This window comes from Paenibacillus sp. B46(2026) (genome assembly GCF_056786355.1).
This window is the reverse complement of the sequence record NZ_CM165907.1, coordinates 2,077,667-2,099,299: the sequence shown is the minus strand read 5'-3', so window position 1 is coordinate 2,099,299 and position 21,633 is coordinate 2,077,667. Positions and strand designations below refer to the sequence as shown.

Here is a 21,633-nt window from a genome sequence, read left to right as displayed (position 1 = left end):
GCTCACGCCTACCCTTTCACAGCTCCCAAGGTCACCTGCATGAATGATTTGTTGGCAAAAATATAAACGATGAGCAGCGGCAAAATGGACAGACAGGCTCCGGCCATCATCAGTTGGACCTCAGCCGCAGCTCCGATGCCATATCGCAGATTAGCCAGCCCAACCGGCAAAGTCTGCAAGTCCGGATTGCTCATAGTGAACACAAAAGGAAGAATATATTCATTCCATGAACTCTGGAATACACCCAGACCTGCAACGGCAAGTCCAGGGCGCAGGAGCGGAAGAATAATTCGCCAGTATGTGGTGAAGAAATTACAGCCATCAATCATCGCCGCTTCATCCAGTTCGCGCGGGATGCTCTTGAAGAAACCAATCAGAATAAAGTATGTGGCAGCGTGTGCGCTGATCAGTATAATAATAACGCCCCACAACGTGGTATTCAGCCCCAGCTTGACCATGAGGTCAAATTGCGGACGCAGCACAACCGCGCCTATGGAAATAAACAGAGTGGATGCCATGAGCAGGGTGTACCCCTTTTTCCCTTTGAAATTCACTCGATCCACAGCGTAGGCTGACATCGAAGCTACCAGCAACGTGCCAACTGTTGTACTGATGCTAACAAACACGCTGTTAATCGTAAAACCCGAAAAATTGGCGGTTTTCCAAGCCTGAGCGTAGTTGGAGAACTGCCAAATCTTCGGCCAGATGGTAGCTCCTCCTGTCAATTCCTGGTTCGTTTTGAAGGAACCGAGCAATACAAGTATGATGGGGAACAGCGACAGCAGAGCGATTGCGATCAAAAACAGCCAAAGTACCGTTCGTTTGGTCCAGCGAATGAGTTGGGGAGACCCTGAGGGCGCAAGCACGTTTTGAGTCATCATCGTTTCCTCCTGATTAATTTTAAGTACGTGTTCAAAAAGTCTGTTTTTCAGTTTAATAGACATCATTGAGCTTTTTGGATATACGGAAATAAATGAGCGTCACAACCCCTACGATGAGAGCCGTTGTGAAACCGACTGCACTGCCATAACCGAGTTGCTGGAGTGATTGTGTGTCAGCCGAGACGGGAAACAACAGTTTGAACAAGTACAGATACATCACCTCTGTTTTGCCATACGGCCCCCCTTCGGTCAGCACCATAATACTCTCGTAACCTTTCAGTGCCGTGGTAATCGCCAGCATGATGATCATCTGCAAGACAGGACCCAGCAACGGAATCGTTACATTACGCAGTTTCTGAAACTCACTCGCTCCATCCAGCGATGCCGCCTCATAAAGCTCTTCAGGGATGCTCTGAAGACCCGCAATGAACAACAACATATAGTTGCCCACGGCCCCCCAGATGGCGATGATGATGGTTGTTAGCATGGCATGTTCAGCCCCCAGCCAGCTAATGGATTCGGAGATCACATGATACTTGAGCAGCAATTGGTTCAATATTCCGTTATAGGAGTTGAAAATAATAAAGAATACAATCGCCATGACCGAAGCGCTAAAAATAGTGGGAAGATAATAGATCGCCCTAAACAGGGATCGCCCTCTCCATTTGCGATTCAGAATAATCGCCAAAGTTAACGACAGTGGAATCGTAACGACGAGTTTACCCAGGGCATACACACCCGTGTTGCCTACAGAGTCCCAGAATTGCCCGTCGCGCAAAATGCGTGCAAAATTTTCAAGCCCGATGAAGACAGGCGTCCCGATACCTTGATAATCATAGAACATGTAACGCAGCGCCCATAACAGAGGATAGATCCCGAATACAAGAGTTAGAAAAAGACTTGGAAAGATGAACATATAGGCATGCATTTTGGATGGCTTCACCAGAATCGGACCCCCTATAGCTTTTGAATGAAGTATAGAGGGAATAGGAAGGAAAGCGGGATAGGGAAATCAACTTTCTACAGGGGAGAATGTGACTGCATGACCAAACAAAAAAAACCTGTATTCAACAAATTTCCGTTGAGTCTACAGGTTCATATCATGCGGTTCGTAATCATAAATCTCAATATACGTATGCAGCGTATAGGCTACTCCGCTTCATCATACAGACGAAGCAGTTCTGTAAAATCAGAGATGAGCACATCTGAGCCCGCAAGCTCCTCATCACGGCCGAACCCGGCATAGGCACAGCCGATGACCGCCTGACCGTTCATTTTACCAGCTTCCACATCGGAAGAGCGATCTCCTACCATCCAGGCATCCTGAATACGATGTTTCTCAAGCAGGATCTGCACCAGATTAATCTTGGAGGGAGTCTTGTACTGACCTGCACTGTATACCCCTTCAAAGAAAGGCATAATCTCGTGTGCAAACGCCACACCCTTCACATAGTCCTCCAGCCCATTACTTGCGACAAAAAGACGCACTCCTTGTTGTTTTAATGCCTGCAGCGTTTCTTTCACCCCAGGATACAATTGGGAGCTGCCTTGATCAAGCCCCTCAATCTCCAGCTGAAGCAGCAGTTCGTCTGCACGGCGATGTGCCGCTTCCGAAGCCTCAGGCATAACCACTTTCCATATATCTTCGAGCAACATGCCCAAACTTCCCAGCATCCGTTCCTCGGGTGGAGTTTCTCCTTCAAAATGCCCTTCGGCACGCAATGTATCAAATAGTTGCTGGTAAGCTGGCAACAACAGGGTCTCTGTCTGGAACAGCGTACCATCCATGTCAAAAATCATCGCTTCCGGTTTGAGCAATAGCTTCTCTTTATTCATGTCCAATGTTCCTTTCGGATTGGGATATTGTATATGTAATTGGAATCGTTCCCTTCCCATGATAAACATAACGTTTGAACGTGTAAACCAACGATTGTAAAACATCATCAACCCCAACCTTATACAGAATCAACCAAACATTATATTGTGATTAAACAAACTATATACAAAAGAAGTTTCTTTACGTATAATACTAAAAAATAGTGCTTTAGACACCTAATCTAAAGACCTACATTTATCACATTTTCGGTTTTTTTCGACAACTACATATACCCCATAGAGAGGAATAACAAACATGAATAAGCGTAGGACCTTCAAGATTTTTTATAAGATCGGATTAGGATATTTACTCGTACTGGCTGTACTGGCTGGTTGCATCCTGCTAATTCAGAACAGCACAAGTCAGCTTCAACGAGAGCTTGATTTTCTGGTTGATCACGATATGAGAGTACACGCGCTAACCTATGAACTCGAAAGAAACATGGTAGATATGGAGACGGGACAACGTGGTTACATCATCACTGGTGAGGACAATTACCTCGATCCCTACATCAAAGGAAAAGAACAACTGATTACTCTCAAAGATGAACTTGCTGTATTAATTTTGAACAACCCGGCCCAAACTGCACTTTTGGAAGACATACATAGTAACATGGAGAACTGGATACAGATCGCTGGTGAACCTGTGGTCGCCCTTCGTCAAGCGAATAATACGCAAGCCATTCGAGATTTCTTTGCCGATGATCCTGGTAAACGAGACATGGACCAGATTCGCGCCTCCCTGGATACGTTTCGTACCAACGAACTTACGTTGACCGATACCCGTACAGAAGCGCTTAAGCGGAAAAACACAATACTGAACTTGGAACTCTATGGGGCACTTATCGTGGTCGCCATCATCTCGTTCATCACTGCGTTAGTCCTGTCCCGTGCCATTGTTAGAAACATCCGTACCGTGAAGCAGGCCCTGAATGACATCGCTTCTTCCAATGGTGACCTGACGCTGAGAATTGCTACGCCAATGAAAGACGAAACCCGTGAACTCGCGGAGTCAGCCAATACGATGCTCGCTGGTTTGCAGCAAATGATGCTGGACGTTCAGAGCAATGCCATGATTCTAAGCACTGCTTCGGATCGATTGGATAAAGGGGTCTCCGATAGCCATCTTGCTGGAAAAGAGGTTGCCACTGCCATGGAACGCGTCGCTGAAGGCGCTGATGAACAGGTATCTCTAACTCAAACGATGGTAGCTGCAATGCAGCAATCTCTCACTGGACTTAATCGTGTCGCCTCCTCTGCTGCTGACGTGGCTGAACGTGCCGTCCGTACCGAATCCATTGCCGTGGATGGGCAACAGCGCATCGATAATGCTGTGGGCAAAATGAGTTCCATTGAGCAATCTTTCCTCTCTGTACAGGGAGCCATTAATGAAATTTCGAAGATGTCTGATCAAGTGATCAACATTGCAGATTCAATGTCAGGTATCGCGAGACAAACCAATTTGCTCGCACTTAACGCCGGTATCGAAGCTGCTCGTGCTGGGGAAAATGGACGCGGATTTGCCGTCGTTGCCTCGGAAATACGTAATCTCGCAGACCAGAGTGCAACATCAGCCAAAGAGATCACAAGTATATTGGAAACCGTGGTAACAGGTGTTCAAAGTACGGTTCAGGTGGTTGATGAGAGCACCCTTCATGTGAATGAGGGATTGCGAACCATCGAGGATGCTGGTAATGCTTTTTCTACCATTACTCAGCATATTCATAACCTCAGTGGTGAAGTTCTGGAGGTATCCGCTGTTGTAGAAGAGCTAACTTCCGGCAGCGAAACCGTGATGAAATCCATCAGCGAAGTATCGGCTGTTGTGGAGGATACTGCTTCAGCCACGGAAGAAGTATCTGCGATGACGGAGGAACAACTTGCTTCTCTACAGGAAATGTCTGACACGTCCAAGCAGTTGAATGAAATGTCCGATGCACTTGATCAGCTGGTTAAGCGATTCAAGCTGGCGTGACCTGAATCAACATACTGATAAAATGTCTATATATCCTGTCCATATATCAAAGGAAAGAAGCATCGCAGGCGGGCTCACATGAGCCTCTGCGATGCTTCTTGGTGTTAAGAAGAGCTGATCCAAGAAGAGCTACAGCAGGCACTTCGAAATGAAAAAACCTGACACTCCTTTTTTTTATCCTGATTGTTCCGTACTTCGCAACGCTTCCAGTACCAATTGTGCCTGATACCCATCGTTAAAGTCATATATTTTAGCTGGGTTGCCTTGTATACGGGCAATGACATGTTTAAGAACCGGCAGTTCACTGGCGGATTCAAGCACTTCCACTGGAGATAGTGGCTGCCCCACCAGGCCAGTCTTCAATTCTTCCCAATTTTCCAGGGCAATCGTGCCTTTCGTGCCGTACACCACCATGGATACACGTTCTTCCCCCGCAAATTGAGAGATGCCGTTTAGCTGAATTCGGGTTCCGTCTTCCAACTTCAGAGCAGCCTGTACTTCAAGTTCACAGTCTCCATTCTCGGGATATTGAACCTGAGTGCTCACTACCCGGATTGCACCAAACACCTTTTGAATCATATGAATCCAGTGAATCCCCACTTCAAGAATAAATCCACCCTGTTCCCGGCTTGTAATCCATGCATTCTGTTGCCATGATCGTGGCCACTGCGGAAATTGCAGAATCAGGTCTATTTTGCGAATCGCACCCACAGTACCCTGCTCGATCATCTCTTGCAACTTCAGCACTGAAGGTTCATGCGGCATAGAGAAATGGATGGCATGAACGACGCCCGCCTGCTCTGCTGCATCCAGCATCTCTTTAGCTTCTACTACACTATTGGCAAGTGGTTTCTCACAGAATACATGAATTTTGCGCTCCAGCGCTTCCATGACAACCGGATAATGAAATTTCGGCGGAACTGCAATATACAGCAGATCAATCTGATGTTCGTCCATGAGTTGCTTGTAATCCGTATACGTCCTAATCCCCGCATGGGAAGCTGCAAAAGCCGCCAAATTTTCCTCATTCGCATCACACACTGCAACAATCTCAATCTTCGTGTCCATCTTTGTATTCTCGATTTGATGAACCATATGTAATCCCATTTTACCCAGCCCAATCAGAGCCATTTTTATCACTGCCATTCCATTCACCCCAATCCATTTCCAGTATAGCAGAAAGCAAAGTGTTGCCAAAGGCATACACTAATGCGAAAGAAAGAGGTAACTCAAGTGCCATGTCATCTTGCAAGCTGGAATTCACCATTTTCAGTCATTATTTTACAATATTTGTATCTTGTTCTCGGATGGGTAATTTGTTTCAGGAATATATAACCATTTATTTTTGCTTTACCCAGCAACACTTTAAGCGTTACCAACTTAAGAATCAGGAAATTCGACTTATTGAATAGGTTGACAAAAAACCACAAAAAAAGATACTCTTCCTAATAACAATGAATATTTCCTCTACAACCTTAGACAACGACTTGCATTCAACAAATGGAATATGCGTATGGTTCAAATAACCTATTTCATGAAGCGAGGTGTCCAGCATGAGAACAGTTGCGGACTATTTGGCAGAAACTCTACGTAATCTAGGCGTTACTCATGTCTTTGGAATTATTGGCAAATCGATATGTCCTGCTGTCCTGAAGATGGTAGATTACGGATTAGAATTCATTCCAGGCCGTCATGAATCCAGCTCAGGCTTTGCCGCATCCGGTTATGCACTACAGACGGGAAAGCTCGGCGTTGCCTTTGCCACATCTGGGCCCGGCGGAACCAATCTACTGACTGCTGCAGCTCATGCAAAGGCCAACAATCTGCCCGTTCTATTTATTACGGGTCACCAATCCATCCAGGAACTGGGGTTACCTCAGTGCCAGGATTCCTCTTCCTATCTGGCTGATCTGGCCGAGATGTTCAGGCCCGCCACACTTTTTAGCAAACTGGTTGAGCGTGGAGATCATTTTGGCACCCTGCTGAATCATGCCCTATCCATTGCACTCGGCCCCAATAAAGGCCCTGTTCACCTCTGTCTTCCTTTTGACGTACAGACTGAACTGTTATCTCAATGCCGCATTGTCATTCCCGAACCGGAACCTCTTCTTAGCGTATCTAACCTGAATCGCATTCTTCCTCTCATTCAACAATCCAACCGTCCCTTAATTATTGCTGGTAAAGGTGTTAGTCGCGCCAGAGCTCATGATGAATTGCTTCATTTGGCTGAAACATTCAACATTCCCGTCATTACCACTCCTGGTGGAAAAGGAGCGATTGCATGGGACCACCCCCTGTATCATGGCCCTTGTGGTGTTGGAGGTTTCCCGCATGCAGACGACATGCTGAATCAAAGTGATGTCTATATCGTACTCGGTTCACGTCTGAGTGATATGACCATCTGCAACCTGAAGCCTGAGAACCACCCGGCACACCTCATTCAATTTGATGCTGATCCTACGTTTGTAGGTAAGATTCTGAGCGCTCAAACCTTACATATCACGGGTGATTTGAAGGACAACATGCAATATTTGCTAGGCACACTCGTAGACCATTCTGCTCCAAAGAGAATCACGCCACCTATAGATTACACTGTCCCTTTACCGGATCTGCCCCACCTGTCTCTGGCTTCTGTGCTGAACGAGATGAGTGAGCTGCTTCCGTACGATCATAAGCTGTTTGTCGATGATGGCAGCCATGGATTCCATGCGGTTCAGCGATATAAAGTCAAGAAACCAGGCAGCTTTGTATTTGATGCGTACTTTGCCTGCATGGGTAATGCCATCGGTATGGCGATAGGCGCAAAGGCCGCTTCACCTGAAGAGACCGTCGTATGCATCACCGGAGATGGATGTTTCATGATGCTTGGGACGGAGATTAATACCGCAGTCTGCAACAATCTGAATGTCATTTTCATTGTCGTCAACAACAAACAACTGGATATGGCACTCAAAGGAATGGAAAAAACAACAGGCAGAATCGATGGCACATTATATGAAGTTCCTATGGATGCAGCCAAATTTGCCGAATCTCTGGGTGCGGTTGCGTTTCGAGCAGAAACCCTTACCGAATTCTCATCTGCACTGAACACAGCACAGACATTGAATCAGGTGACTGTTATTGAACTTCTGACGGATCGCGACGAGATTCCGCCTACGGCTCACCGCACCGTAACTTTGAATTAGGAGGAGCATATCATGAGTGAACATGTAGCTCAGGGACTGGACCGTTTTACGAAACTTTCTGGTGAGTACGGCGCCAAAGCCCTCGCACCCATTAAAGAGCATTTTCCCGAATTATCCGAATTTATTATGGGGACGGCATATGGGGATATTTTTCAGCGTACCACGATTACGGATCAATGGAAGGAAGTTGCTATCATCTCTTCGTTGATCACCCAAGGACAGTATGAACAATTGGGGGTACATTACACGATGGCTCTGAGTGTCGGGGTGACAGTGGATCAGCTCAAGGGAATATTACTACACCTTGCGCCGTGTGTGGGTGCTCCACGCATTATAAGTGCCTTTAATATATTGCTTGCCACTCTGGATGAAATACAGTAATTCACTTTTCTACATTTTTATACATGATTCGACTTTTTTATTGATCTTTTTACATTCCTACCTTTATAATATGGTTAAATTATCCTTCGAACCAGCTCTCATCTTAGAAGCTTTCAGCAGAGGCCCTATGGGGCTGTGTATCCATTAGCAGGATAGCCTTAACTCATTTATAAGGAGAGAGATCAAACATGGGAAATTTCATTCTTAAGACTGACGTTCCAAACAAGGTGTTAAACATTGAACTGGAGGGTTCTTTCTCTCAAGAAGACGGTTTGCGTTCCATCTCGGCCTATCAGGATACGATCGCTTCTATCAATACCAAGGAGTATCACCTGAACATCGATTGCAAAAAGTTGAATGTTACTGCTCCCGAAATTGTTCCTCTTCTGGAGGGCTGCCTTCAAATGTTCAAAAAAGACGAATTCAAAAAAGTCGTGTTGACCCTCGAAAACAATGCGATTCTAAAAATGCAACTGTCCCGGCTCGGCCGGTCTGTCGGCCTGAACAATCTCGAAATCATATCTACCGTTACCACTTAATAAACCAGGCGGACAAGCTGTGAATTCCCCCTTCCGCTCAAGAGGAGAATGAAGATGACCGGAATTCGTATTGTAGATATCGATATCTATCATCCAGCAACCAAGGTGCACAATGATTTTTATATTGAACATTTTGATGCAAGAGGTGTAGATATTCGTGGATTGTTACAGGCACTTGGTCGTGATACACGTTATAAAATTGACAACGATGACGAAAATTCACTAAGCATGGCCTTTGAGGCAGCCAGTAACCTACTGGAGAAAACCGGACTCACCGGTGCAGATATTGATCTGATTGCTTATGCAAGCCAAACGCCAGAATACATCTTTCCTACGAATTCCCTGATGATTCATCGCCTGATTAACGGGGCTTCTCACACGATCTGCATTGACAGTAACGCGAACTGTGCAGGCATGACCGCTGCTTTCGAACAGGTTAGCCGGCAGATGCTGGGCAATCCTCGAATTCGCAGGGCATTAATCATCGGCTCCGATTACGTGGCTCCTCACGCCAGTCCCGATGATCCCGTATACTTCGCCAATTTCGGTGATGCAGCAGCGGCGGTTATTGTGGAGCGAGATGAACATGCTGTCGGTTTCATTGATTCTATCTATCAGACGGATACCTGTGTGTATGGTAATTCGCTCTTCCCGGCAGAAGGCCTAGCGAAACTGGGCAAAACGGGTGTAGATTCAGGTGCTTTTCATGTGAAATTCATACCATTCGATGATTCCATCTGCGTGGATGCCGCTTCGGAGTCCATTCGCACTCTGTTAACACGCAACGAGATTGCACCAGGCGAGATCAAAGCCGCCTGCTTCTCTCAACTTTCCATTGGTAACATTCGCGCTGTATCCGAGAATATCGGCATCGGTCATGATATTGCCGTCTACATCGGAGACGAATTCGGATATACCTCAACCAGCAGTCCATTCATCGCATTGCATCGGGCGGTTACAAGTGGTCAGATTCAGCGTGGTGACAAAGTGTTGTTCTGGACGGTTGGAGCCGGGTGGCAAAATGTTGCCATGGTGGTTGAATACTAGGCTAACCTTTATTCACCATAATAATAACCAGGACGATCCCTTTTATTTCAATTCAAAAGGATCGTCTTTTTATTTGAATGCAATTCTCATTTCACCACGTATGAACTCAAAGCAAAAAGCAGTCCTCACCGGACTGCCAAACACTCGCCTTTTCTACCTTGTCAGAAAATCTTCTTTGTCTCCCGATCGTCCTTCAGAATCTCTACAGCCTCACGAAAACGCAAAGAATGTACAATCTCCCGTTCCCTCAGAAATTTCAGGCTGTCCTGCAGATCCACGTCATCCGTCATGTCGATCAACCATTGGTATGTAGCCCGGGCCTTTTCTTCCGCTGCAATGTCCTCGTACAGATCCGCAATCGGATCACCCTTGGCTTGAATATACGTAGCGGTAAACGGTACGCCTGCTGCATTACTGTAAAAAAGGGCCTTATCATGATTAACGTAGTGAGCAGCCAGCCCGGCTTGCTCCAGCTGTTCCACTGTAGCATCTTTGGTGAGCTTATAGATCATGGTTGCAATCATCTCTAAATGAGCAAATTCTTCTGTGCCGATATCATTCAACAGACCAATAATCTTGTCTGGAATAGTATAACGTTGATTCAGATACCGCAAGGCTGCCGCCAATTCACCATCTGCTCCGCCATACTGTTCCATCAGTAATTTGGCCATATAAGGGTCACATTTGCTCACGCGAACGGGATATTGCAGTTTTTTCTCGTAGACCCACATTCCACGACTCCTCCTTTAACTTTTATACCTGCCAAGGCCAAGGTGTCTGGGACCACTCCCAGGGATATTTCGAGAAGGCATGACCAAAATTCATCAGCGGTCCATACAGCTGTTGAAACTCATGAGCTACCCGCATTCGCTCCTGGCTGAACTTGTTGTACTGCTCAATGCTTTGGAAGTCACCCGGATGGGTATCCAGATACAGATTCAGTTCCACTAACACGAAGTCCAGCGCCTGAAGTTCTTCCAGCAACTCGTAGTATTTTGCATCACAGGCTTTCGGTGCTTCAGGTTCCATCTGCTTCCACCTTCCTCTCCTTTGATTTCTTAGATGTGTAAGGGCTATATAATGCAGGCCATAATGTTCCCAGTCTAAGCGCTTCTGCCGGACTGTATTGCGGCCAACCCATAGGCTGGAAAGGTATAAACAACTGCGGCGGAACAAGATACGTGCGGATTTCCATCGGTTTACAAGGATCAAACGGCCCTACAAAAGGAGCATAGGCCCGAAGCTGTGGATCCTTCACTCGAAACGCCTCCTTTAACGATATTTACAAACATCCCCCATACAATTCAAACCATTGCTTCCCGTCTCTATATGCATATGTTTCAGTTCTACAGGTTAATCCCCATTTATCCAAAACTTCGTAAAGGAATTTCTCATGCCTACTTCACTCTCAACCAAAAAAAGACCCTAGGAAGCACCTCTTACGGCACTTCCAAAGGTCTACAACAAATCTATTCTGCAGGCTTTTCTTCCGAATTCATGTCTTGAGAAACCGATTGCTTGTACACTCGAACCCGAGTAATTCGCAAACGGGTGGATTCTTCCACTTCAAAGACGTATCCGTTCAGTTCCTGAGTTTTGCCCTTGGCGGGACTACCTCCAAGCTCTTTAAACAGCCATCCACCAATGGTATCCACTTCTTCATCCTCAATGATGGCTCCAGTCCACTTATGAACTTCTTCAATAAGAGATCGACCGTCAATGGAAAACGAATCACCCATGCGTTCCATATGCGGACGCTCATCCTCAAACTCGTCATACAAGTCCCCAACGATCTCTTCCAGAATCTCTTCGGCAGTCAGTAGCCCAGCTGTACCACCATATTCATCCACTACCAGCGTCATCTGGGAATGTTTCTTCTGCATCAAACGCAGCACATGGCTGATTTCCATCGATTCAGGCACGTTCAAGATTGGACGGACAAGTGAAGCCAGATCATGTTGTTGCTCGGGTTCAGCCAACAACAGATCAGTAATGTGGATAAATCCGATAATCTCATCCTTGTCTTCTACTGCGACAGGATACCGGGAATGTTTGGTTGCATTAATAATCTCCAGGTTCTCTTCCAAAGACATATGGGTGTAAAGACAATTCATGTCTGTACGTGGCAGCATCACTTCACGTGCCAGCATATCGGAGAAATCAAAGATGTTGTCCATCAGTTTGATCTCATCCTTATCGATGACACCACTCTTGGCACTCTGCTTCATCAGAATACGAAGTTCATCTTCCGAGTGAGCTTCTCCTTCACTGGCAGGTTCGATACCCGCCAATCGCAGCAATGCATTAGCCGATACATTCAGTACCCAGATGAACGGGAAGAAGATTTTATAGAACAACAGCAAAGGTGCAGATAAGAACAATGCAACTCCGTCTGTTTTTTGAATAGCCAAAGACTTAGGCGCAAGTTCACCCAGCACAATATGCAGAAACGTAATGATACAGAAACCGATAATGACGGACACGGTTGATATAAGGCCTGTATCTCCTACACCGAGCTTAAACATGAGTGGCTCAACGAGCAATTCGGAGATTGCCGGTTCTCCCAGCCACCCAAGTCCAAGTGATGTCAGCGTAATCCCGAACTGAGTTGCCGATAGATAGGAATCCAGTTTACTATTCACCTTCAGTGCGTAACCAGCCATACGGTTTCCTTCACTCTGCAATTGAGTTAAGCGTGTTTGCCTTACTTTCACAAGGGAAAATTCCGCTGCAACAAATACGCCATTCAAAAATACGAGCAAAAAGACACAGACCAGATTAAATACCAGCTGTCCAAGATGAAATTCGGTATGAATATCCAAGTTGAAACTCCCCTTTTCTATCTATTTCAGGAATACATCTGGAATATCAACGTGTGATTGCCTTTCTCGATTTGAAATCCACACCTTTGTAGTACATATCTGCCACCAGCAGGTTTGGCCCGCAACAGGAAGCGATATCGCAATGGCAGTTAACCGTCTGATTCAACGGATGTTCTGCTGACCACTCATGGAATACATCATCCAGCTTACGATCTCGAATATTGCCAAATGCCGGGATGTCCGCAAAATCCGTCACATACACATTACCCGTGAACATGTTCACGTTAACGCGGTTGCGTCCATCCGGATCATTGCGTACCGTCACATTGGGCTCGCTGTATAGTCGGTTGATCAGTTCCCGATCCTGCTCTGCTGCACTACACGCGAAGAATGGCAGTGTACCGAAAAGCATCCACATATCCTTGTCACGCACATCAAGCAAACGATGAATCGCTGCTCTCATATGGTCCAGTGATAACACGGGCAACGACGAAGCAAAGTTCGAGTTATACATCGGATGCACTTCATGACGGACACAGCCCATCTCACGAATCAATTGGTGAATACCATCCAGTTTGTCGTGCGTACGGAAGTTAATCATAGACTCGGCAGAGATAAACATGCCTGCTTCACTCAATTTGCGCGAATTTTCAATCATTTTCTCATACATCTTCACCGCTACTTCACGTTTCACAGGTCTGCCACTGTTCGCAAATCCAACGTGATGGAAATCATCTGCATTCAGATAATTGAATGAGATATGCATAACGTCCAGATACGGTAAAAGTTGCTCATACCGGCTAATATCCAGTGTTAAGTTCGAATTGATCTGGGAACGTATGCCACGTTCCTTGGCATATTTAAGCAGTGGGATAATCATCTCATCCACTGTTTTCTGGCTAAAGCTTGGCTCGCCACCCGTCAGACTAATCGTCTGCAGATGCTCGACTTCATCCAATCGTTTCAGCATCAGCGGTAACGGAAGAGCTGGCGCTTCACGCATCGTAAGCATATCTCCCACAGCGCAGTGCTCACACCTCATGTTGCACAGATGTGTAACCGTCATTTCTACACTGGTCAGCACATGGCGTCCATATGTATGCAGAGAGCCGATCGGATCCCACGGATCATTCGTCGGCGATAAAGGCATCGGTTGTACCGATCCTGAGTTTAGCATGGTCATTGTTCTTCACCTTATTCCTTTTATTAACCTAAAAAGTTTTATTTACATCATACCTTGTGTTTCTCTTTTTGGAGTTATCTTTTATCATAGCACAATTTTGAATGCTCCGGCATACGTGGACCCTGTCCATTACATGACAAAAAACGCTCAAGCAACTCCGGGCCGAATCACGAAACGGCCCCGATATTACGACATGAGCGCTAATCATCTTCCAAGCTTGTTCAGCTTTCCAACCGTTCACTTTGGGCGGATGAAGGTGCATCCTCCACACCTTCCACACCTGTAATCATGACAGACAATGCTGTCGACAGGTTAATTTCGTAAGGCGAAGATAACGTCTGACCATCCGCATCCTTAAGGACTCGGATGAGGGGACGCTGGGGAACACGTGGATGGATTCCTGCGACCACCCCAACTTCTCCTGTACTAAGCGTGACGGAAAGACCCACGGGGTAGATCGCTACACAATCCCTGAATCTCTCCAGCATCCGCTGTTCGTAAAGCGTGCCTGAACCCGTATATAACACCTCTACTGCCTGATGCGGCAGCAAGGCTTGCTTGTACACCCGATTCGTTGTCATGGCATCATATGAATCAGCAAGCGCAATCCATTTGGCATATTCATGAATCTCTTTGTCCTTCAGGCCAAGTGGATATCCACTGCCATCAATTCGTTCATGATGCTGCAATGCACAATGTGCAGATAGAAGCGGTATACCTGGTTCGTCTTTGAGAATACGATGTCCATATGTAGTGTGCTGCTGAATGATTTTAAATTCCTCGTCACTCAATCTGGAGGGCTTATGAAGTATTTCCGATGCAATCTGAGTCTTGCCAATGTCATGCAACAAGGCACCCAGACCAATCTCCATTAATTGCTGGCGTGTGTAACCCGCAGCGACGCCAAGAACCAGTGAGTACACACATACATTCAGAGAATGATTATACAGGTCAAAATCACTGGAGTTCATGTCCATCAGCATAATCATGGCTTCCTTTTGACTTCCGATGTCTTCCAGAATGGTATTCATCACACCACTAAGCGCTTTACCGAAATGAGGAATCCGGTTCTTCGTTTTCAGTCCTGACATACTCTGGAATTGCTGTTTGATTTCTACCAGCGCTTTCCTCCTGGTCTCTTCCCGCAACATATCCGGAACAATGATATCTTCGGTCGCGGCATCTCTGATATAAACATAACCAACCCCGAGATCTTTGAGACGCCCAATCAGTCGGTTTGTTAGCTCTACATCCTCACTAAGCAATACCAGGCCCTCTTCACTATAAATACGTTTCCCCAGCTTCATGCCAGGCTGCAATAAGTTTATATGTACTAAACGCACAGCCTATCCTCTCCCGCTCCGTAGATGTAATTACCACTAGCCGCCGCTTCAGCAGAAGGCAAGTCCTTTATTCAGTTTCACGCCAACGGGCTCGCAGGCTGTCGTCCAGCGCCCCTGGTCGTTTTAATTCCAGTTCCAGCAAATCGCGTATGAATTCCGGAAGATGATAGAGCGTGTTGGTTCCATGAGCCAAAGAAGGATACCCTACGTTAAATGTAAACATGTCCAGCGTTCCAACGACATACTCACCTTGATCGTCCATAGGCTCCCCATTGATGGAAATAGATTGGATTTTCTGATAAGCTGGCGCAGTTGGATTGTATTGAACTTCCATTCCATCCATACATAACGTACCGAGAATTTGACCACGAAAACCAAATCCTACAATGGGTTTACCTGAGAACTCATCCAACAAGGACTGCTCAAGCGCTTCACGAATATGACTTCCACTCAAGCATATTGTACAAGCATTTATAGGAGATGGACATAGGGAATGCAACATTCCTTTCGTAATTTTGCCTTGTGGAAGGTCTCCAAGAAGCTGACCCGCATTCACCAGAGACAGCTGAGCTCCTGTGAATTGACGGACAGCTTGTGCAAGCAGTGATGCAAAAGGAGATTCCTGGTCATATTGGACGGGCAACAACCGGTCCGTGATCACTGCTGTCTGATCCAGTGCCCTTTCGGCTTCCGTACGATTCGTGGCGATTGCCAGCGTGACCTGATCATCCAGTAGTATACTCTCGGTACTAACACATCCGCTACTTACCAGTTGGAGAGGTTCTCCCAAACTGGTTCGTTCCAGAACCACTTTCCCAAGCCACTGGCCAAATTTACCAGCTGCGCCCAGCACGGTCTGACCAATGACTACTGGTTCTTCCAGAACATGATGGGTATGCCCACCGAGAATAACATCAATTCCAGCAATCTGTTCCGCCAGTCTCCGATCTGTGGAAAGTCCCAGATGCGAGAGAATAATCACCACATCCACTTCAGAGCGTACTGCTTCAACCTGAACTCTTAGTGTCTCCAACGGGTCCAGAACATCCCAACCCAGCAGTTCGTAGAACGTGGTGAATGGCGCAGTAGCCCCCAGCAGACCAATGCAAAATGGACCTTTCTCCACGACGAGGGAAGGTTTCATCCACACAGGCGGGAGACCGGTGGCTTGTTCAACGACATTGCCACATACCACAGGACACAGAAGTCCAGCGTAGGACTGTGCGAGCTGATCAGGCGTAAAGGTCAGTCCTTCGTTGTTTCCTATGGTGATGGCATCATATCCAGTCAGATTGATCACATCAACGTTAGCCGTGCCCAGCGTACCTTCTGTCTCAACGGCCATACGGTCCATATGATCGCCGATATCCAGTACAAGGAGGTTCCCATCTTGTTCACGTTCCTCATTGATCATAGCGGCGATGGTGCTCATGGAGCCGAAGTGACTGTGGATGTCATTGGTGTGCAGAATCGTTAACATTTGCTTCTCTCTGGTGCTCATCACACCGCCTCCCCCACTCTTCAATAAACGTTCATTCTTCTAATAGATAAGCATAACATTTTCCGCGTCGTTATGATATATTTAAAGGGTTTAGAGATCAAAAAGAGGTGAGTCATATCTATGAAATTGACAATTCAACTATTTGCAGGCATTGCAGAACGTTTAAATACATCCCTTCTGGAGTTTGAGTACATTGGAGACGCTCCGACTGCTGCCGATGTAAAAGAAAAACTGAGTCTGGCCTACCCAGAGGCAGCTTCTCAGATACGAACATCCTTTCTCGCAGTTAACCAGCAGTACGCTCCTGCCGATACTATACTTAAGTCAGAAGACGAACTTGCCTTAATCCCTCCTGTCTCCGGAGGTGATGGTACGGATCTGCCTGATGAAAAGCATGCTGCCTCCACCTCTCCTGAACATCGCACGGAAGATGGCTTATTTCTGATTACCGAGTCCGTCTTGTCTGTGGAAGCTACAACGGCGCTAGTCATTACCGCAAATCACGGCGCAGCGCTTACTTTTGTAGGTACGACTCGTGAAATGACCGGTGAACAGCGTACCGTGCATCTGGAATACGAGGCCTATGTACCGATGGCCCTTTCTCAGATGGCAGCCATTGGAACGGAAATCTCCGATCGCTGGCCTGGTGTACTGTGTGCGATCAGTCACCGCATCGGCAAAGTGGATGTGGCAGAGATTAGTGTAGTCATTGCCGTTTCCTCGCCTCACCGCAATGACTGTTATGATGCAAGCCGCTACGCCATTGAAAGACTCAAACAGACGGTCCCGATCTGGAAAAAGGAAATCTGGGAAGATGGCTCTGAATGGAAGGGACATCAACTAGGACCCTGGAACCCCATGGAGAACTAACCATGAGTCATTACACCTTTTTGATGGAGTGGGTTAATAGTAAATAAGTCGTTGTCAACCCATTTTTTTCTTGTTATTATAATGATATGTGTCGATATTAGTCGAGGAAAAGGTGGTTTATACGTGAGAGTGCATGTTACTGATCTTAAACCTGGCGACCTGTTAAAAAATGATGTATACAACAGTTCGGGTCTCCACATGCTGATGAAAGGTTCCACCCTCAGTGAAGATGACCTGTCCAAGCTGCTGCAACATGGAATCGATTACGCAGATGTAGAACATACAACATCCGACCTACACTCTGATGCACAAACCATACCTTCCGATCAAACCCGTCTGTTAACTAATCTGTTTAACGATACGATCAAAGGTACTGAATCTCTGTTTCAACAAGCGATGGAGAAGGGTTTTATTGATGAGACACAGGTCGATGAGATTTTGATTACCCTAACGGGACAGCTGGAAAAACAGAAAGATGTAGTCTCCTTGTTGCTCATGCTTGACGGGGATAGTGACTATACCTACAACCATTCATTGCAAGTCGGAATGCTCGCTTTTTATATCGCCGGCTGGATGGGCTACAACCCCGAGGAATGTCTAACGGTAGCGAAAGCAGGATATCTCCATGATATCGGCAAGTCCAAGATTCCTTCTGAAATGTTACATAAACCTGGTAAACTGACCACGGAAGAGTTCGATGAAATGAAGAAACACACGTTCTATGGGTACGATATTATTAAAGAATCAACGCAAGATGAAATTCTGGCAACCGTTGCCCTTCAGCATCATGAGCGCGAGGATGGAAGTGGTTATCCTCATGGACTTCGAGGTGACGAGATCCATCCATATTCCCGTATAACGGCTGTAGCTGACGTCTACAGCGCGATGACGACGAATCGGGTGTACCAGACCAAACAGGAGCTTATCTCTGTTCTGTGCGAACTGTACAGCCTAAGCTTCGGTCAGCTAAATGGTGAAGCAACGCAAGAACTGATCAAGCACATGCTGCCGAATTTTATCGGTAAACGAGTGCTGCTCACGACGGGTCAAACGGGACTCATTGTCATGAATAATCCTGCAGATTATTTCCGGCCGCTCGTTCAGACCTCTACGGCCTTTATTGATTTAGCAAAGGAAAGAGATATTGCTATCGTTGAAATCTATGTACAGTAAGCATAAGTATCAAAAGGGAAGCCGTAATCGGCTTCCCTTTTGTCTATTTCGATTCGTTTATGTTGGATTATACGCAGAATGCTTTGGTGATGATAACCAACAGAATAAACAGTACCAAGATTGCACCAGTCGATGTGAATGGATTGTATCCACCTACGCCGCCTACGTTGCCTCCACAGCCATATCCTACTTCGCTCATGTGATTGCCTCCTCTTCATCAGGTATACCCTAACATATGACACTCCACGCCAGATGAACCGGGCGAAAGAGCAACATTCGATAAATAGTTGTCTGTCTGGTCCCGCATCCTGCCTGAAGATTCGATCTCTTCCTAATCGCTCTTCACTGTAATGTTTTATATATCAGGATCGGAATGAACCTGGATACCGTTTTCCTTGCGGTACATGATGACAAGTAATCGCCAAAATTCATAACTGCCTGTATCGTTCATAATAAACGGTCGATAATAGTCTAACGCTTGCTGCGCCCATGCAGGACAATCCATATCGGAAAAATGCTTCTGTTGCTGAATCCATTCTCCCTGAATTTCCAGCGTTTTCTGCATGGCTTCAAACACTCTCTTCTGCTCCGTGGTCATCGGCTGGGCCTCCTCTTCCTGGGAAGCAGTTCCGTATTCAGACTGCAGGTATGCTCCCGGTTCTGTCACACCATCTTCGCTGGCAGTATATCCGTAAGATGGCGCGCTTGTTTTACGGATCTCATAATGTACATGCGGACCAGTACTCTGACCTGTGCTCCCCTGATTACCAATAAGCTGGCCTCGCTTCACCCGCTGTCCAACGCTTACAGCAATATGTGAAAGGTGCGCATAACAATGCAAATAACCTCGATGATCCTGAAGTGCTACTGTAAGCCCGTAACCGCCGAATCCGGAGCCTGTAACTCCCTCGGAAGCAAAACGTACCCTCCCCTCCATAAAGGCATAAACGGGGCCATTCCAGGGCTCTGTCACGAGATCAACTCCGCGATGAAACGTCTGTCCACCATGAATGGGATGAATTCGATAGCCGAATGAACTTGTAATTCGATATCCCTCGAAAGGGTTAACGCTCATACACTCACATCCTTTTCTATCATTAAATGCTTAAATCTATGAAATGGCTTGTGCTATTGGTCTTATTTTATTCCACAAAAATACCGCTCAGAATATGATTGGAAAAACCTTCCGGTCTCTCCAACATATACTCCAAGCGGCGCAGCCATGTCGTTATAAACACTCTATGAGATGTACATATTATTATTTCATTTCAAGGAATACACACACTTAATTCAGAGGTCTGTATATGACACCTAGCTGATCCAACTCCTGTCCTGCTCTTCCATAAAATCCGGCTATATACCACCCTGCTGGTGCCTCAAGATTGAGTTGGTCCGATGTTTTTTGTCCGCCTTCGATTTTATTTCCAAGATTGGTAGACAACTCCACGTAAAAGATCCGTTTATCTCCATTCCTTGTCCCTTGACCAATTGTCGCCTGGGTGAAGTACTCTCCGTCTTCCAGGTTCAGTGTGGTTTTATTCGATTGGCCGCCATGTGTCAGGTTCGTTCCATCCATGTACAATGTTGAAATGCTGTCCACACGGTTACCCGAATTGAGTACAAAAGAGCTGGGTCTGGCTTCCGGAATATGATTCAGATCATTAAAACCGATCCCTCCGGACCCACCAATCGATGAACTAAGTTGGTACTGAGGAGATGTACTATACACGAATTCCGCTGTAATTGGATAATGATCAGAAAGTTGTTTGCCAGTCGGATCAACAAACGTCTGATTTTCCAAACGATAGCTCTGTGCATTTAGGGATAACGCCTTGCTTCCGCGATACAAAATCTTATCCACTATCTCATAGTTCGGTCCATTTAAGTTGGTTGCGTCCATAAGGGCATCTCCATCAGCAGGAATATTCCCACCTCGAATCAAATCGATCCACGGATCTCTTAAACCATTTTCAGACATGAGCAACTCTATATTGTCAGCCGCACGGGTATACCGTGTATTGGTATCTCCCAATACGATAACCGCGTTACCGTCCGAGTGCTCCTTTATGTAGTTGGAGAGTTGTTGGATATTATCTCGCCTGGCCTCAAGCGATTTATCGTCGCTACCTGCATCTGCGTGCAAATTGTATACGTCCACTTTCACCTGGGGTGCAATTTCATAAGTAGCTGCTGTAAATCCCTTTGGAGTCAGTTCATCACTACCATTGTCAAAAAGACCGGATCTCTTATCCCAGGTAATGCGCTTCAAGTCACGGAATGGATATCTGGATAAACTGTTCAACCCACTGCCAAAACCTGCTACTCCACTTGTTGTCGTCAAATACGGCAGAGTGACTTGGGATATCAGCTCATTATGATAATTAAAATCCTCTTGCACATTAATGATGTCATAGTCATTTAATTTTGGGGAAATCTGAACGGTGTACTCCTTGGGGTTGGAACTGGATACCAGATCCGGAAGGCCACCAACATTGTAACTAAGTACGTTGAATGTACCGGTTACTCTCCCACCTACTGCTGCACTAGCCGTTGGTGAAAATAACGGAGAGCTCGTAAAGGCAACTACAGCTGACAATACCAAGGCTGCTCCCTTTTTAACTATACTTCTTCGCATCATATCCCTCCTCATATTTGAATCTATTCAAATATATGTAACATTCGTTATCAGAAGAATAAATGCGCTCGCTTCATTTGTATAAATAGGACTATTGCTGTTATCCCCTAATTACATATCTTAAAGGAAACTCCGTTTAACACAAAAAAAAGAAAAAGACCGAAGGGAACTCCCCTCGATCTTCATCAGCGTTGCATGAATTAATTCAGGTCGGACTCAGGAC

22 protein-coding genes are annotated in these 21,633 nt (G+C 46.1%); 7 read left to right on the top strand and 15 right to left on the bottom strand.

Translation table 11 applies throughout. The annotated features are described in order from the left end of the window. Positions 1-8: 8 nt before the first annotated feature. The 3 genes from AC1S8V_RS09625 to AC1S8V_RS09615 all read right to left on the bottom strand — a co-directional run bounded on the left by AC1S8V_RS09625 (position 9) and on the right by AC1S8V_RS09615 (position 2,717). Complete coding sequence (locus AC1S8V_RS09625) at positions 9-878, bottom strand: carbohydrate ABC transporter permease (protein ID WP_051447142.1); 870 nt, start codon at positions 876-878, stop codon at positions 9-11. Positions 879-933: 55 nt separating this feature from the next. Beyond that, the gene (locus AC1S8V_RS09620) at positions 934-1,824 is read right to left on the bottom strand and encodes a carbohydrate ABC transporter permease (RefSeq protein WP_482073427.1); all 891 of its coding nucleotides are present in this window, start codon (positions 1,822-1,824) and stop codon (positions 934-936) included. A 206-nt stretch (positions 1,825-2,030) separates the two neighbouring features. Beyond that, positions 2,031-2,717, bottom strand: a complete 687-nt coding sequence (locus AC1S8V_RS09615; RefSeq protein WP_482073426.1) for an HAD family hydrolase — start codon at positions 2,715-2,717, stop codon at positions 2,031-2,033. A gap of 295 nt (positions 2,718-3,012) precedes the next feature. Between AC1S8V_RS09615 and AC1S8V_RS09610 the strand changes: the two genes are divergently transcribed. Next, the gene (locus tag AC1S8V_RS09610; protein WP_482073425.1) at positions 3,013-4,731 is read left to right on the top strand and encodes a methyl-accepting chemotaxis protein; all 1,719 of its coding nucleotides are present in this window, start codon (positions 3,013-3,015) and stop codon (positions 4,729-4,731) included. A 174-nt stretch (positions 4,732-4,905) separates the two neighbouring features. Here AC1S8V_RS09610 and AC1S8V_RS09605 read toward each other — a convergent pair whose 3' ends face one another. Beyond that, a complete protein-coding gene (locus AC1S8V_RS09605; protein WP_482073424.1) occupies positions 4,906-5,862 on the bottom strand; it encodes a Gfo/Idh/MocA family protein in 957 nt (318 codons plus the stop codon). After that, positions 5,840-5,971: a hypothetical protein gene (locus AC1S8V_RS09600; RefSeq protein WP_482073423.1), complete on the bottom strand. Its 132-nt coding sequence runs from the start codon at positions 5,969-5,971 to the stop codon at positions 5,840-5,842. The genes AC1S8V_RS09605 and AC1S8V_RS09600 overlap by 23 nt, the downstream gene beginning before the upstream one ends. Before the next feature lie 313 nt (positions 5,972-6,284). Between AC1S8V_RS09600 and AC1S8V_RS09595 the strand changes: the two genes are divergently transcribed. The 4 genes from AC1S8V_RS09595 to AC1S8V_RS09580 all read left to right on the top strand — a co-directional run bounded on the left by AC1S8V_RS09595 (position 6,285) and on the right by AC1S8V_RS09580 (position 9,883). Continuing rightward, on the top strand, positions 6,285-7,916 hold the full coding sequence (locus AC1S8V_RS09595) for a thiamine pyrophosphate-binding protein (RefSeq protein WP_482073422.1): 1,632 nt from the start codon (positions 6,285-6,287) through the stop codon (positions 7,914-7,916). 12 nt (positions 7,917-7,928) lie between these two features. Next, positions 7,929-8,297: a carboxymuconolactone decarboxylase family protein gene (locus tag AC1S8V_RS09590; RefSeq protein WP_482073421.1), complete on the top strand. Its 369-nt coding sequence runs from the start codon at positions 7,929-7,931 to the stop codon at positions 8,295-8,297. Positions 8,298-8,485: 188 nt separating this feature from the next. Then, a complete protein-coding gene (locus AC1S8V_RS09585; RefSeq protein ID WP_482073420.1) occupies positions 8,486-8,836 on the top strand; it encodes a hypothetical protein in 351 nt (116 codons plus the stop codon). 54 nt (positions 8,837-8,890) lie between these two features. Then, the gene (locus AC1S8V_RS09580) at positions 8,891-9,883 is read left to right on the top strand and encodes a 3-oxoacyl-[acyl-carrier-protein] synthase III C-terminal domain-containing protein (protein ID WP_482073419.1); all 993 of its coding nucleotides are present in this window, start codon (positions 8,891-8,893) and stop codon (positions 9,881-9,883) included. 161 nt (positions 9,884-10,044) lie between these two features. Here AC1S8V_RS09580 and AC1S8V_RS09575 read toward each other — a convergent pair whose 3' ends face one another. The 7 genes from AC1S8V_RS09575 to AC1S8V_RS09545 form a co-directional block, all read right to left on the bottom strand. Continuing rightward, on the bottom strand, positions 10,045-10,614 hold the full coding sequence (locus AC1S8V_RS09575) for a manganese catalase family protein (protein WP_145319609.1): 570 nt from the start codon (positions 10,612-10,614) through the stop codon (positions 10,045-10,047). A gap of 22 nt (positions 10,615-10,636) precedes the next feature. Further along, positions 10,637-10,912 carry a spore coat protein CotJB gene (locus AC1S8V_RS09570; RefSeq protein ID WP_076209123.1) on the bottom strand — a complete coding sequence of 92 codons (276 nt, stop codon included), beginning with the start codon at positions 10,910-10,912 and terminating at the stop codon, positions 10,637-10,639. After that, entirely contained in the window at positions 10,902-11,141 is a 240-nt protein-coding gene (locus AC1S8V_RS09565) for a spore coat associated protein CotJA (RefSeq protein WP_179088483.1), read from the bottom strand. The genes AC1S8V_RS09570 and AC1S8V_RS09565 overlap by 11 nt, the downstream gene beginning before the upstream one ends. Positions 11,142-11,352: 211 nt before the next feature. Continuing rightward, positions 11,353-12,705, bottom strand: a complete 1,353-nt coding sequence (locus AC1S8V_RS09560; RefSeq protein ID WP_482073418.1) for a hemolysin family protein — start codon at positions 12,703-12,705, stop codon at positions 11,353-11,355. Between the two features lie 46 nt (positions 12,706-12,751). Next, a complete protein-coding gene (gene yfkAB / locus AC1S8V_RS09555) occupies positions 12,752-13,888 on the bottom strand; it encodes a radical SAM/CxCxxxxC motif protein YfkAB (RefSeq protein ID WP_482073417.1) in 1,137 nt (378 codons plus the stop codon). A 221-nt stretch (positions 13,889-14,109) separates the two neighbouring features. Next, positions 14,110-15,231, bottom strand: a complete 1,122-nt coding sequence (locus AC1S8V_RS09550; protein ID WP_482073416.1) for an HD-GYP domain-containing protein — start codon at positions 15,229-15,231, stop codon at positions 14,110-14,112. A gap of 67 nt (positions 15,232-15,298) precedes the next feature. Next, positions 15,299-16,732: a bifunctional metallophosphatase/5'-nucleotidase gene (locus tag AC1S8V_RS09545; protein WP_482073415.1), complete on the bottom strand. Its 1,434-nt coding sequence runs from the start codon at positions 16,730-16,732 to the stop codon at positions 15,299-15,301. Between the two features lie 120 nt (positions 16,733-16,852). Between AC1S8V_RS09545 and AC1S8V_RS09540 the strand changes: the two genes are divergently transcribed. Continuing rightward, complete coding sequence (locus AC1S8V_RS09540) at positions 16,853-17,602, top strand: molybdenum cofactor biosynthesis protein (RefSeq protein WP_482073414.1); 750 nt, start codon at positions 16,853-16,855, stop codon at positions 17,600-17,602. Positions 17,603-17,725: 123 nt separating this feature from the next. Then, a complete protein-coding gene (locus tag AC1S8V_RS09535; RefSeq protein WP_482073413.1) occupies positions 17,726-18,775 on the top strand; it encodes an HD-GYP domain-containing protein in 1,050 nt (349 codons plus the stop codon). Between the two features lie 67 nt (positions 18,776-18,842). Here AC1S8V_RS09535 and AC1S8V_RS09530 read toward each other — a convergent pair whose 3' ends face one another. The 3 genes from AC1S8V_RS09530 to AC1S8V_RS09520 all read right to left on the bottom strand — a co-directional run bounded on the left by AC1S8V_RS09530 (position 18,843) and on the right by AC1S8V_RS09520 (position 21,413). After that, on the bottom strand, positions 18,843-18,974 hold the full coding sequence (locus AC1S8V_RS09530) for a YjcZ family sporulation protein (RefSeq protein WP_482073412.1): 132 nt from the start codon (positions 18,972-18,974) through the stop codon (positions 18,843-18,845). A gap of 156 nt (positions 18,975-19,130) precedes the next feature. Continuing rightward, complete coding sequence (locus tag AC1S8V_RS09525; protein ID WP_482073411.1) at positions 19,131-19,850, bottom strand: M23 family metallopeptidase; 720 nt, start codon at positions 19,848-19,850, stop codon at positions 19,131-19,133. A 210-nt stretch (positions 19,851-20,060) separates the two neighbouring features. Then, positions 20,061-21,413, bottom strand: a complete 1,353-nt coding sequence (locus tag AC1S8V_RS09520; RefSeq protein WP_482073410.1) for a jacalin-like lectin — start codon at positions 21,411-21,413, stop codon at positions 20,061-20,063. Positions 21,414-21,633: the final 220 nt, after the last annotated feature.

Coding starts and splice junctions, on each gene's coding strand:
- AC1S8V_RS09625 (WP_051447142.1), bottom strand. CDS start 878: ATGACTCAAAACGTGCTTGCGCCCTCAGGGTCTCCCCAACTCATTCGC.
- AC1S8V_RS09615 (WP_482073426.1), bottom strand. CDS start 2,717: ATGAATAAAGAGAAGCTATTGCTCAAACCGGAAGCGATGATTTTTGAC.
- AC1S8V_RS09610 (WP_482073425.1), top strand. CDS start 3,013: ATGAATAAGCGTAGGACCTTCAAGATTTTTTATAAGATCGGATTAGGA.
- AC1S8V_RS09605 (WP_482073424.1), bottom strand. CDS start 5,862: ATGGCTCTGATTGGGCTGGGTAAAATGGGATTACATATGGTTCATCAA.
- AC1S8V_RS09600 (WP_482073423.1), bottom strand. CDS start 5,971: ATGGCACTTGAGTTACCTCTTTCTTTCGCATTAGTGTATGCCTTTGGC.
- AC1S8V_RS09595 (WP_482073422.1), top strand. CDS start 6,285: ATGAGAACAGTTGCGGACTATTTGGCAGAAACTCTACGTAATCTAGGC.
- AC1S8V_RS09590 (WP_482073421.1), top strand. CDS start 7,929: ATGAGTGAACATGTAGCTCAGGGACTGGACCGTTTTACGAAACTTTCT.
- AC1S8V_RS09585 (WP_482073420.1), top strand. CDS start 8,486: ATGGGAAATTTCATTCTTAAGACTGACGTTCCAAACAAGGTGTTAAAC.
- AC1S8V_RS09580 (WP_482073419.1), top strand. CDS start 8,891: ATGACCGGAATTCGTATTGTAGATATCGATATCTATCATCCAGCAACC.
- AC1S8V_RS09575 (WP_145319609.1), bottom strand. CDS start 10,614: ATGTGGGTCTACGAGAAAAAACTGCAATATCCCGTTCGCGTGAGCAAA.
- AC1S8V_RS09570 (WP_076209123.1), bottom strand. CDS start 10,912: ATGGAACCTGAAGCACCGAAAGCCTGTGATGCAAAATACTACGAGTTG.
- yfkAB (WP_482073417.1), bottom strand. CDS start 13,888: ATGACCATGCTAAACTCAGGATCGGTACAACCGATGCCTTTATCGCCG.
- AC1S8V_RS09545 (WP_482073415.1), bottom strand. CDS start 16,732: ATGAGCACCAGAGAGAAGCAAATGTTAACGATTCTGCACACCAATGAC.
- AC1S8V_RS09540 (WP_482073414.1), top strand. CDS start 16,853: ATGAAATTGACAATTCAACTATTTGCAGGCATTGCAGAACGTTTAAAT.
- AC1S8V_RS09530 (WP_482073412.1), bottom strand. CDS start 18,974: ATGAGCGAAGTAGGATATGGCTGTGGAGGCAACGTAGGCGGCGTAGGT.
- AC1S8V_RS09525 (WP_482073411.1), bottom strand. CDS start 19,850: ATGAGCGTTAACCCTTTCGAGGGATATCGAATTACAAGTTCATTCGGC.
- AC1S8V_RS09520 (WP_482073410.1), bottom strand. CDS start 21,413: ATGATGCGAAGAAGTATAGTTAAAAAGGGAGCAGCCTTGGTATTGTCA.